This is a genomic window from Pedobacter sp., from assembly GCF_041662865.1.
Lineage (GTDB): Bacteria > Bacteroidota > Bacteroidia > Sphingobacteriales > Sphingobacteriaceae > Pedobacter.
Window position 1 is genome coordinate 19,864 of record NZ_JBAZRL010000040.1, and the last position, 11,933, is coordinate 31,796.

11 protein-coding genes are annotated in these 11,933 nt (G+C 34.1%); 7 read left to right on the plus strand and 4 right to left on the minus strand.

All coding sequences use genetic code 11. The annotated features are described in order from the left end of the window. Positions 1–210 precede the first annotated feature (210 nt). Entirely contained in the window at positions 211–3,087 is a 2,877-nt protein-coding gene (locus tag WC622_RS12645; protein WP_372820061.1) for a DNA gyrase/topoisomerase IV subunit A, read from the plus strand. A 6-nt stretch (positions 3,088–3,093) separates the two neighbouring features. After that, positions 3,094–3,501, plus strand: a complete 408-nt coding sequence (locus WC622_RS12650) for a hypothetical protein (RefSeq protein ID WP_372820062.1) — start codon at positions 3,094–3,096, stop codon at positions 3,499–3,501. A 54-nt stretch (positions 3,502–3,555) separates the two neighbouring features. Here WC622_RS12650 and WC622_RS12655 read toward each other — a convergent pair whose 3' ends face one another. From WC622_RS12655 to WC622_RS12670, 4 genes are all read right to left on the minus strand, one after another. Continuing rightward, positions 3,556–4,590 carry a hypothetical protein gene (locus WC622_RS12655; protein ID WP_372820063.1) on the minus strand — a complete coding sequence of 345 codons (1,035 nt, stop codon included), beginning with the start codon at positions 4,588–4,590 and terminating at the stop codon, positions 3,556–3,558. Positions 4,591–4,723: 133 nt separating this feature from the next. After that, positions 4,724–5,608: a class I SAM-dependent methyltransferase gene (locus WC622_RS12660; RefSeq protein WP_372820064.1), complete on the minus strand. Its 885-nt coding sequence runs from the start codon at positions 5,606–5,608 to the stop codon at positions 4,724–4,726. Between the two features lie 14 nt (positions 5,609–5,622). Next, complete coding sequence (locus tag WC622_RS12665) at positions 5,623–6,375, minus strand: ABC transporter ATP-binding protein (protein WP_372820065.1); 753 nt, start codon at positions 6,373–6,375, stop codon at positions 5,623–5,625. Then, positions 6,372–7,106: an MlaE family ABC transporter permease gene (locus tag WC622_RS12670; RefSeq protein ID WP_372820066.1), complete on the minus strand. Its 735-nt coding sequence runs from the start codon at positions 7,104–7,106 to the stop codon at positions 6,372–6,374. Before WC622_RS12670 ends, WC622_RS12665 begins: the two co-directional genes overlap by 4 nt. A gap of 144 nt (positions 7,107–7,250) precedes the next feature. Here WC622_RS12670 and WC622_RS12675 point away from each other — a divergent pair, with 144 nt between their 5' ends. The 5 genes from WC622_RS12675 to ispG all read left to right on the plus strand — a co-directional run. Continuing rightward, positions 7,251–7,940 carry an SDR family oxidoreductase gene (locus WC622_RS12675; RefSeq protein WP_372820067.1) on the plus strand — a complete coding sequence of 230 codons (690 nt, stop codon included), beginning with the start codon at positions 7,251–7,253 and terminating at the stop codon, positions 7,938–7,940. Between the two features lie 25 nt (positions 7,941–7,965). Next, complete coding sequence (locus WC622_RS12680; RefSeq protein ID WP_372820068.1) at positions 7,966–8,631, plus strand: PspC domain-containing protein; 666 nt, start codon at positions 7,966–7,968, stop codon at positions 8,629–8,631. Between the two features lie 90 nt (positions 8,632–8,721). Then, a complete protein-coding gene (locus WC622_RS12685; RefSeq protein WP_372820069.1) occupies positions 8,722–9,684 on the plus strand; it encodes a LiaF transmembrane domain-containing protein in 963 nt (320 codons plus the stop codon). 114 nt (positions 9,685–9,798) lie between these two features. Next, positions 9,799–10,401, plus strand: a complete 603-nt coding sequence (locus WC622_RS12690; protein WP_372820070.1) for an RDD family protein — start codon at positions 9,799–9,801, stop codon at positions 10,399–10,401. A gap of 46 nt (positions 10,402–10,447) precedes the next feature. Beyond that, the coding region (ispG, locus tag WC622_RS12695) for a (E)-4-hydroxy-3-methylbut-2-enyl-diphosphate synthase (protein ID WP_372820071.1) at positions 10,448–11,933 on the plus strand (1,486 nt) is incomplete at its 3' end.

The following is an 11,933-nucleotide window of genomic DNA, read 5'->3' on the forward strand; positions in this document are numbered from 1 at the left end:
AAACTCCGTTACTAAACCCGATGGCAGCGAACACGAAGTAAAGCGAACAGCGGGAGTAACTTGAAAAAGAATTACTGTTTTGGATTTTCAAACTCGATCTAAAATTGATAATTCAACATCGTAAATATATTTCACACTCTGTTCAAAACTTCTCCCTAAAATTCTGCTAACAAGCGTTATATTTACGCATCCCAAATACTTTTATAGCGAATGAGTGACGAATTAGAAAACAACTTAAACGAAGAAAATAAACATACGATTACCCCAATTAATGGGCTTTATGAAAATTGGTTTCTCGATTATGCGTCTTATGTAATTCTAGATAGGGCAGTTCCGCACATACACGATGGTTTAAAGCCTGTGCAACGCCGTATTATGCACTCACTTAAGGAAATGGATGATGGGCGATTTAATAAAGCGGCCAACGTAATTGGGAATACGATGAAATACCATCCGCATGGTGATGCCTCAATTGGCGATGCGATGGTTCAAATTGGTCAGAAAGATTTACTAATCGATTGCCAAGGAAACTGGGGCGATCCCATTACTGGAGATAGCGCCGCAGCACCTCGTTACATCGAAGCTCGTTTATCGAAATTTGCAAATGATGTTGTTTTTAATGCGGATACTACCATTTGGCAATTAAGCTACGATGGAAGAAACAGCGAGCCCGTTACCTTACCGGTTAAATTTCCGTTGTTATTAGCACAAGGAGCTGAAGGTATTGCTGTAGGTTTAGCGACTAAGGTAATGCCACACAATTTCGTGGAGTTATTGGATGCGTCGATAGAAATTTTAAAAGGAAATAGAAGTAATATTTTACCGGATTTCTTTACAGGAGGCATGGCCGATTTTTCTAACTACAACGAAGGAATGCGTGGTGGTAGAATTAGAGTAAGAGCTAAAATTACAGAAAAAGATAAAAAGACTTTGGTGATTACCGAAGTTCCATATAGTACTACAACGGGATCTGTTATTGATAGTATTTTAGCAGCGAACGATAAAGGTAAAATCAAGATTAAAAAGATTGAAGACAATACCGCTGCAAATGTGGAAATTGTTATTCAATTGGCGCCTGGCATTTCGCCAGATGTTACAATCGACGCTTTATATGCCTTTACGGCTTGCGAGGTTTCGATTTCGCCAAATACGTGTATTATTAAGGATGATAAACCTCATTTCTTAACAGTTAACGATATTTTAGAGCAAAATACCAAACATACTAAATTCTTGTTAAAACGAGAATTAGAGATCCGTTTGCACGAATTGCAAGAACGAATTTTCTTTAGTTCGCTATTAAAGATTTTCATTCAAGAAGGGATGTATAAAAATCCTGAATATGAAAACGCTAGTGATTTTGAAGCTGTTGTAAGTGTATTAAATATTTTATTCGAACCGTTTAAAACTTCATTATATAGGGAAATTTTACCAGAAGATTTTAAGAAGCTAATCGATAAGCCAATGAGTAGCATCACTCGTTTTGATGTGAAAAAGGCAGACGAGCAAATGAAGGCTTTGGAAGATGAAATAAAAGTTGTAAAAGGTCATTTGCGTCATCTAACAGATTACGCTATCGCTTGGTATCAAAAACTAAAAGATAAATACGGAAAAGGCAGAGAACGTAAAACGGAAATTCGTCTATTCGATAGAGTTGAAGCTAGTAAAGTGGCTTTAGCAAATGTGAAATTGTACATGAACCGGGAAGATGGTTTTATTGGTACAGGTTTACGTAAAGATGAATTTGTAGCAGATTGTTCTGATATAGATGAAATTATCGTTTTTAGAGAAGATGGAAAATGCATTGTTTCTAAAGTAGCCGACAAAACTTTTGTTGGCAAGGGAATTATTCATGCGCAAGTATTTAAAAAGGGCGATGATAGAACAGTTTATAATCTGATTTATAGAGATGGTGCCAACGGAACAAATTATATTAAACGTTTTTCGGTTTTAGGTGTTACCCGCGATAAAGAATATGATTTAACAAAAGGAACAAAGGGATCTAAGATTTTATATTTCACCGCTAATCCGAATGGCGAAGCAGAAGTAATTACGGTACAACTTAAGCCGCATTCGAAACTTAAAAAACTACAATTTGATATTGATTTTGCAGAAACAGCGATAAAAGGAAGAGCATCTCAAGGGAACATAGTTTCTAAATATCCTATTAAAAAGGTTTTATTTAAAAGTAAAGGTGTATCTACCTTATCAGGATTGAAGATTTGGTATGATGAATTATTGAAGCGCTTAAACGTTGATGGAAGAGGAAAATACCTTGGAGAATTTGATGGCGATGATAAGATTTTGCAAGTTAACGCTGCAGGTTGGTATGAATTGACTTCATTCGATTTAAGCAATCACTTTGATCCTGGAATTGTATTAATGCAAAAATTTGATCCAGAGAAAATTTACGGATTAGTGCATTACGATGCCAAAGCAAAAAACTATTATGTAAAACGCTTTACACTCGAGTTGCAGCCAGCAGGTAAAGAAGTCAGCATCATTAGTGAAGAACCTGGTTCTAAACTAATTTTCATTACTGGAAAACCTGATGCACAAGTGCAGGTTGATGTAGAAAAAGGAAAATCTAAAACGCCTGAAACTTTGCTGTTGGATTTGGCAGGATTAATTGACGTTAAGGGATTAAAAGCAAACGGCAACCGACTTACACAGCATGTAGTGAAAAATGTAAGTTTAGTGAATGCAAAATCCGAAATAGGAACAGAACTTGTTGAAAACGTTAATGTAGAAACTCCAAAATCAAATGCTGACGTATCCGCTGATCAGGAAGGAGATTTAATCGAGAACACTATTGAAATAGTTGAAGAAACAATTGCTGAAGACGAGAAAATAGAAAATGAGACATCTGCTGCTGATCCAGACAGTATTGAAGTAGCCGAGGTAGAACCTAAAGAAGAAATTGAAATATCGGTTGTAGAAACTCCAGTCACTAAAACTGAACCAAAAGCGGAGAAACCAAAAGAAGAAATAGAGTCTGAAGAACCAAAACCTGCTAAAAAAGTAGATTTTGAAATCACAAATCCTGATGATATAAAGATTGATGATAAAGGGCAGTTAGGATTTTTTTAACTTGATATGAAAAAAACTGTAATTATTTCATTGATATGTATTAGCAGCTTACTAACTTTTGCCCAGGATAAAAAAGTAGATTCTGTTTTAAATAAATGGATAGATTGCTTTAATAAACAAGATTACCAGAAATCATATAATTTATATGCGCCCGTATATAAACAAAAGGTTTCTTTAGAATGGGTAACCAACCAGATGAAAGAAACTTTTGGTATGATGGGGAAATTAAAGTCTATAAAATTTATTTCCTATAAGGACTATGTTTATAAATATATCTTTTATGCAAAAGCTAATCAGATAGAAGGGAATGTAATTATTATAGTTAACAAAGATTATCAACTTGGTTATTTAGTGTTTGATAGTATCGGTGGAACAGGAGATCCACCTCCTGCAGCGAAGGGGCAATTTCCATAAAATAAAAAAGGCTTCGAGAATTCTCGAAGCCTTTTTTATTTTATGATAATCTAATTATTGATATTGAATATAACTTGGCAATGGTTTTAATTTCATTAACTCTTCTGGAGTCATCATACGGTTAGGTGCCTTTTTAATATCGTTTTTGTAGAACAATTTAAATCCTGTAAACTGAACTGGTTCTCCATAAATAAAGTGACGATAGGTTCCTAATTTTAAATCTGGCTCACCCCAACCATCCATGTGCATTACGATTTGCACTTCTGGTCTTAATTTAATGTTTTGACTATTCGTCACCATCTTCTTAGTAAAACGGTGTAAAACAAAAACTTTCGGAGGAAGGTTATATTTCTTAACTAGATCTGCTAAATATCCAGTTACATAATTAATATCAGCTGCATCATAAGTACCGATTTTTTTACCTGGCAATGAACCATCTTTCATAGAAAATTCTGGGTCGATGCCTAAATGTACATTAGGCATTTCTAAATACTTTTCAATGTGTGGAAGCTCAGCTTTTATCGTACTTAAAGCAACTTGTAAATCTAAAAATACAATCGTATTTGGGCGCATTTTAGCAATTGTTAAAACCGAATCGATTTGCTTGTTTCCCATTCTATTAATGTATTTACCATCTTTACCTGGCGTACCACTCGCTACTGCAGCAATATAATGTAAACCAACTTGTACCGGGGTAGAAGGATCTACTTTTTCCCATTTCTTAACTTCTGCATTTAAGCGCTGCCACATTTCTTTAGGTGCATATTCTCCTAAAGCACCCATTTTTTTCGAATGTAAATTTCCGTAATAAACAACGATACGTTTAAAAGGTAAAATTGCACCATCAATTGGATAAGGTTGATTTTTAACTGGCCATTTTCCGGTTGTATCGCCATTGGCTAATTTTTTAATTAAAGCGTTATACTTTGCAGTATCAACTGGTGCACGTAAATTTTCTTCTTCAACTTTTGTCGAATCTGTACTTGCAGTTTTACCCTTCCCTTTTTTAGCATCAGAAGTGCAATAAGAGAATGTACTAATTGTAGCTATTCCGATTAAGAATATTCCCGCAATCTTGGTTAATTTCATAAGTAGTATTTAATTTTAGTTTTAGCGTTATGTAGTTCATCAAAAATACATCAATTCGGTTTGGACGTATGTTATAATTATCAACAGATTAACATTCTGTTAAAAAAGCTGATTTTTATCGAGATTTAATAAGTTATTTAAAAGTATTGAACTTGCCAAAAACACCCAATGGCAATTTAATACCAGAGGTAGCTTGTAAATAAAGCTCTCCAGTTTCTAAGTTTTTTACCTTAGGAAAAGAAGTCATTATTAAATTTTCTACAATAACCGAGGAGAAACCTAATGAATAGGTATTTAAAATAAGAAAATGCTCCTCTTCATCCAATAATTGAACAACATCTTGCATCATTTCTTGAATATGATCTTCTAATTTCCATTTTTCGCCATTTGGACCATGACCAAAAGCAGGTGGATCTAAAATAATTCCGTTGTATTTTTTACCACGTTTTAATTCTCTCTTTACAAATTTCAACGCGTCTTCTACTACCCAACGTACATCTTTTAGATTAGATAATTCTTGATTTTCATTTGCCCAATTTACCACTTGTTTAATCGAATCTACATGTGTGGTATCTGCGCCTGCGGCCTTAGCCACTAAAGATGCGGCGCCAGTGTAAGCAAATAAATTAAGAACTTTTGGTGCCGGAGTTTTAAATTTTTTAATGGACGATGAAATGTAATCCCAGTTAACAGCTTGCTCTGGAAAAACACCAACATGTTTAAAAGACGTAAGACCCAATCGTAGATTAATACTGATGTCGTCATTTTTGTAGTTTACATTCCAGCGGTCTGGAACATTTTTATCGGTCTTAATCCATTCTCCACTTGTTGCAGAACGACCTTTAAAATTAATGTGCGTTTTTTTCTTCCATTCTTGTGGAGATAATATTTTTTTCCAAACTGCCTGCGGTTCCGGACGAGAAAGTATAAGATTACCAAAGCGTTCTAATTTTTCAAAATCTCCGCAATCTATTAATTCGTAATCTTTCCAGTGCGTTGGAGTTAAAAGGCTAATCATAATGGTATAATAAATTAAAATTTGCCTTTAGCGGCTTTCATAAAACGGCTAGCAAATACAAAATCGTTTAGTTCGTCTATATCTGTTTTAGCAATTTCTTTGTTAGAACCTTCCCAGAATTTTTTCCCGTCATGAAGAAAAATAATATAATCGCCAATTCCCATTACCGAGTTCATATCGTGTGTAACTACGATGGTTGTGGTTTTGTATTCTTCTGTGATTTCTTTAATTAATTCATCAATTACAATAGAAGTTTTAGGATCTAAACCAGAGTTAGGTTCATCGCAAAAAAGATATTTTGGATTCATAGCAATAGCACGAGCAATACCAACGCGTTTTTTCATTCCACCAGAAAGCTCAGCTGGAAATAATTTATTTTTATCTTCTAGGTTAACTCTTTCTAAACAGAAATTAACACGATCTAATTTCTCACTTCGAGGCTGATCTGTAAACATATTTAAAGGAAACATGATATTTTCTTCAACTGTCATCGAATCAAACAAGGCTGAGCCCTGAAATAACATGCCTATCTCTTTTCTAATTTCTATTCGCTCCTCAAAATTAAGTTGGGTAAATTCTCTGCCATCGTATAATACACTTCCCTTGTCAGGTTGGTGCAAGCCGATCATACATTTTAATAACGTAGTTTTTCCTGAGCCAGAACCTCCAATAATTAAGTTGGTCACACCAGCTTCAAATTTCCCAGAAATTCCCTTTAAAACCTCATTATCACCAAACGATTTATAAATATCTTTAATCTCGATCATAATAATAATTGGGTTACAATATAATCACATGCTAAAATGCTAATACAACTTACTACAACAGCTCTTGTACTTGCTTGTGCAACTTCTAAAGCGCCACCTTTTACGTAAAAACCCTCATAAGCTGGCACTGATGTAATAATAAAACCAAAAACAAACGCTTTTACTAAGGCTACAGTAATGGTATATGGATTAAAATCTGTTGTAATACCTTGAATGTATTCTGCTGCAGAAACTGCCCCAGAGAGAGTTCCGCCTAAATAACCACCTACAATGCTTAATACCATCGAGATAATTACTAAAACAGGTACCATAGTGATACCAGCTATAATTTTTGGCAAAATTAAATAGCCTGGTGCATTGATACCCATAATTTCTAGTGCATCAATTTGTTCGGTTACTCTCATAGTGCCAATTTCTGATGAAATAGCAGAACCAATTTTACCAGCTAAAACAATAGCACTAATGGTAGGACTCAACTCTAATATACTCGAGTCACGATTAACAGAACCGATAATAGTTTTTGGAATAAAATCACTCACCAACTGGAAAGCAATTTGTAAGGTCATTACGGCACCAATAAAAGTAGAAATAATACTAATTAAGCCTAACGAGCCAACACCAATAAATTCCATTTGCTGAAAAATGGCTTTTAAATATATTTTAGTTTTTTCGGGTCTTCTGAACGCTGCTTTTAATAGCAGGATATACTTGCCAAAATTGGTAAAGTTCATTTAATAAAGATTAGCTGTAGTGTAAATACAATATTATACAAAGAAACAATAAAAAATGTTCAGGCTTTGTGTATTTATTAAAAAATATTATTGTTTCCCAATATTAATACCCTTTTTTGTGTTAGATAAACATCTTATTAAGTTATGAATGCAATAATAACTGGTGCTACCAAAGGTATTGGAAAAGCAATTTCGCTAAAATTAGCTCAACAAGGATACAATTTAGCAGTTTGTGCAAGAACTGAAAAAGATTTAGAAGTGTTTAAAAATGAATTAGCACAATACAATGTTAAGATTATTGCTATCAAGGCAGATATGGGCAATAAAGAGGAAGTCTATAATTTTTGCGACGAAGTAAAAAAATCATATCCTAAAATTGATGTTTTAGTTAATAACGCAGGAATTTTTATACCCGGAAGTTTATTGGATGAGGAAGATAAAAACTTCGAATATCAAAGTATGATAAACATAAATGCTCCGTATTATCTGTCAAAATATTTTGGCAAAATGATGAGAAATCAGCAATCTGGTCATATTTTTAATATTTGCTCTATAGCAAGCACACAAACAATTGATAATGCAGGTAGCTATAGTGTAACAAAAGCAGCGATATTAAGTCTTAATAATGTATTGCGGAAGGAATTATCAGCATACAACGTAAAAGTAACGGCAATTTTGCCAGGTTCTACATTAACAACTTCATGGGCAGGAACTACAATAAGCCCAGATAAATTTGTACAACCCGAAGATATTGCCAATTCTTTATACTCCATTTTAAATTTAAGTAGTGGTGTAAACGTTGATGAGATAGTCTTAAAGCCTTTAAATTTTTAACACATAAATAGAAGGAGATAACGTTATGGAAAAGAGATTGTTTAGAAACGAACACAACAAAACAGTTGCAGGTGTTGCATCTGGTTTGGCAGATTATATGCAAGTAGACATTACAATTATTAGAGTGTTATTTGTATTGGCTACCATATTTTTAGCAGGTACAGGTTTGTTGGTTTATATTGTAATGTGGATTGTTGTACCAGTAAATAATGATCCAGCTGCTCGTTATGCAAAGTTTAACGAATATTTTGAAAAAAATAAGCAAGATCCATCTATGTTTAATTCGTCAAATGCATTTAATAATCCATCAAATTCTGGCGACCAAACAAAGTGGAATACACCAAATGCAGGGCCAGATTTTAAAGACCCAAATGTGATGAGTCAGTTTCCAAAAGGTAACGATACTGGCCGTACAATTGGCGGTTTAATCTTATTAATTTTAGGTTTTTATTTCCTGTTAAGACAATTTGATGTAATCCCTCATTGGTTTAATATTTTTAAGATCTACAAATTATGGCCATTAGCAATTGTTGCGCTGGGTATAAGTTTAATTTTTAGAAATCAGAGAAAAAACGAGTGGGATAACTTTAAAAAGACTACTGAAGAAGCTCAAAAAACAACAACAGAAAAACCTGTTGAAGATGCAATTATCCTAGAAGAAGATAAAGATTCGGCAACGCCAAATCCTTAATCAGTCGTACTAAATAAGCATAATAAATAATTAATTTAGGTTGGATAGTTTCATGCTAACTATAGACCGAGCACAAATAAATTTGACAAGATGAAATTAGATAAAGTAATATGGGGTGTGCTACTTTTATTCATAGGTGGTGTACTATTATTAGATAACTTTAACGTTATCGAATTTTATTGGCGTAATGTGTGGGATTTTTGGCCAGTATTTTTGATTATTTTGGGTGTAAATATCCTTTTTAATAGAAATAATTCTCAAACGGGAAATATCATTTCATTAAGCATTTTAGTGATCACCTTGTCGGTTTTATTTGTAAAAGGACAACAAAGACCTGAGCATGGTTTTTGGTGGAATGATCGTGGCAACAGCAGTGTTGATATTGATATGGATGACGATGATGACAATTCTAATTACACAAAATTGAATTTCTCTGAACCATTTACGGCTGAAGACACTCTTAAAAAAACAATTTTAAATATTTCTGGGGGCGGTACTTCATTCAATCTAAAAGGAGAAACTGATAGTTTATTCTCAGCAGATGTTAAAAAAAGAAATGGAAATTTTGCATTGGATAAAACAACTTCTGATAGCGTAAATACCTTAACTTTTAAAATGCAGAATAAAAACAATCGTAGAGGGTGGTCGATTGGAAGTGGAAGTAATAGCGTAGATGTACGCTTAAATACTAATCCAATTTGGGAAATGCATTTTGGAATGGGAGCTGGTCAAATAGATTTTGATTTAACATCCTATAAAGTAAGAACATTCAATTTTGATGGGGGTGCAGCAGAGCTTGATGTTAAATTAGGAGATTTATTACCAATTACAGACGTGAATGTTAAAACTGGTGTAGCCGATGTAAAAATTAAAATTCCGACTGGATCTGGATGCCGTATTAAAACCAAAACAGGTTTGTCTTCAAAAGATTTTACAGGCTTTACTAAAGTGAGCGAAGGCGTTTATGAAACACCGAACTACCAATCATCAACCAAAAAGATATTTATTAATTTTGACGGCGGTTTAAGTAGCTTTGAAGTAGATAGATATTAGTAATAAGTGCTATATTGTAAATGGGTAAAAGATGAAAATTAGATCATTTTTTACCCATTATCTTTGTAAGATATGATAAAACTTATATCTTAATACACAGAACTTAAAACTTAAATGGAGTATACAGTAGTTATTAATGGTAAACCAGAGGGTCCATACAGTTTAGCGGAATTAAAAAATCTAAATATAAAGCCAGGTACTTTTATAAGAACGCCCAGCATGGATGACTACAAGGAAGCTCACGAACTTCCAGAGCTCCGTGAATGGTTAGGGTTTCGTTATCAACAAACTGCACCACAATATTTTGCAGCTTTTGATCAAAGATTACTCGCTGCAGTTATAGATTATTTCTTTTTAATGATAGCCTACGTGATTGTAGTGCTAATTTTATTTATTTTTATTGATCAAAAAGCGCTGCGTATTACAACTGCTTTGGTGTTTTTGGCGCTCATTCCACTGGCTAAACTTGTGTATAGCAGTTTTGCAGAAGCATCTAGCAAACAGGCAACAATTGGCAAACGTTTATTAGATATTAAAGTAACAGATATGCTGGGTAATCGTATTCCTTTAGGTGTTTCTTTTGGTAGAAATTTGGCGAAAACCATTTCAGTTTTACCTTTATTTTTAGGTTATTTATATAGTTTTCTCAATAAAAAACAACAATGCCTACATGATGTAATTGCAAATACACTTGTTATTAAACAACGATTAATTTAACACTCCATCAATATAACAATTCAACATTTACACTATCTTTGCATCGATGCAAGAAGTAGCTAAACCATACCAATTAGAAGGCGGTTATTGTAATAGTTTAACCCATTATTCGAGGTTTTTAACTCGCGAAGTTACGATAGGAAATATCCCTATGGGAGGTTTAAATCCTATCCGCATTCAATCCATGACTACTACTGATACGATGGATACGATAGCTACCGTAGAACAAACTATCAGAATGGTGGAGTCTGGCTGTGAGTATGTGCGCATCACCGCTCCAAGTATTAAAGAGGCCGAAAATTTAGCAAATATCAAAAACGAATTGCGTTTACGCGGATATGATGTTCCTTTAATTGCCGATATACATTTTACTCCAAACGCCGCTGAATCTGCTGCGAGGATTGTAGAAAAAGTTCGTGTGAACCCAGGTAATTATGCAGATAAAAAGAAATTCGAGAATTTAGAATATACATCAGACGCATATCAAGCAGAGCTTGATCGCATTTATAAAAAGTTTACACCGCTAGTTAAAATTTGTAAAGAATACGGTACGGCAATGCGTATTGGTACTAATCATGGGTCATTATCAGATCGCATTATGAGCCACTACGGTGATACACCAAGGGGGATGGTAGAATCTGCAATGGAGTTTATCCGCATGTGCGAAGACCAAAACTTTTACAATTTGTGTATTTCTATGAAGGCAAGTAATACACAGGTAATGGTGCAGGCATATCGTTTATTGGTAGAAACGATGGTGAAAGAAGGCATGAATTATCCCTTGCATTTAGGGGTTACCGAAGCTGGTGATGGAGAAGACGGGCGTATTAAATCGGCAGTGGGTATAGGAACTTTGTTAGCTGATGGATTGGGAGATACGATACGGGTATCTTTAACTGAAGACCCAGAATTTGAAGCGCCAGTAGCTAGGGCATTAGCTGATAGATTTGAAAGAAAATTTGAGATCATTAGTCAAGAGCCTAAAATCAAAACTCTTAAGTCAACTTACAGCCCTTACCAATATTCTCGTCGCATTACAACTCCAGTTCAACAAGTTGGCGGTCATTTTCACCCAGTTGTAGTAGTTGATGTTACCAAACAAAACTTAAAAGACCCTTACTTTTTAAGCGCCTTAGGATATAATTATAGTGCTGGATTAGATAAATATAATCTCACAGACCAAGCATGTGATTTGGTTTATTTAGGGGATAAATTACCATCTTTCTCTTTCCCTGGAAATTTAAAGCAGGTTTATAATTATCAAACCTGGCTAAATTTAAAAAATAAACACAATTCTTATCCGCTGTTTAGCGAAGCAGAATTTAATGCCGTGGAAGGTAAAGATGAAATATTGAATTTTGTGAGTATTAACGCTGAGCAATTCGATAACTTAACACTACAACAATTCAATGCTACAACAGTTGTCATTCTTGACACTTCTCAAAATTTAGGCATGCAACAACAAAGAGCGTTTTTTGTCGCTTTGCAACAACAAAATATTCAAGTTCCTGTTATCATTAAAAGAATGTACA

What these genes read in the sequence shown, in the direction of transcription:
- WC622_RS12645 (WP_372820061.1), top strand. Translation starts at nt 211, where the DNA reads ATGAGTGACGAATTAGAAAACAACTTAAACGAAGAAAATAAACATACG.
- WC622_RS12650 (WP_372820062.1), top strand. Translation starts at nt 3,094, where the DNA reads ATGAAAAAAACTGTAATTATTTCATTGATATGTATTAGCAGCTTACTA.
- WC622_RS12655 (WP_372820063.1), bottom strand. Translation starts at nt 4,590, where the DNA reads ATGAAATTAACCAAGATTGCGGGAATATTCTTAATCGGAATAGCTACA.
- WC622_RS12660 (WP_372820064.1), bottom strand. Translation starts at nt 5,608, where the DNA reads ATGATTAGCCTTTTAACTCCAACGCACTGGAAAGATTACGAATTAATA.
- WC622_RS12665 (WP_372820065.1), bottom strand. Translation starts at nt 6,375, where the DNA reads ATGATCGAGATTAAAGATATTTATAAATCGTTTGGTGATAATGAGGTT.
- WC622_RS12670 (WP_372820066.1), bottom strand. Translation starts at nt 7,106, where the DNA reads ATGAACTTTACCAATTTTGGCAAGTATATCCTGCTATTAAAAGCAGCG.
- WC622_RS12675 (WP_372820067.1), top strand. Translation starts at nt 7,251, where the DNA reads ATGAATGCAATAATAACTGGTGCTACCAAAGGTATTGGAAAAGCAATT.
- WC622_RS12680 (WP_372820068.1), top strand. Translation starts at nt 7,966, where the DNA reads ATGGAAAAGAGATTGTTTAGAAACGAACACAACAAAACAGTTGCAGGT.
- WC622_RS12685 (WP_372820069.1), top strand. Translation starts at nt 8,722, where the DNA reads ATGAAATTAGATAAAGTAATATGGGGTGTGCTACTTTTATTCATAGGT.
- WC622_RS12690 (WP_372820070.1), top strand. Translation starts at nt 9,799, where the DNA reads ATGGAGTATACAGTAGTTATTAATGGTAAACCAGAGGGTCCATACAGT.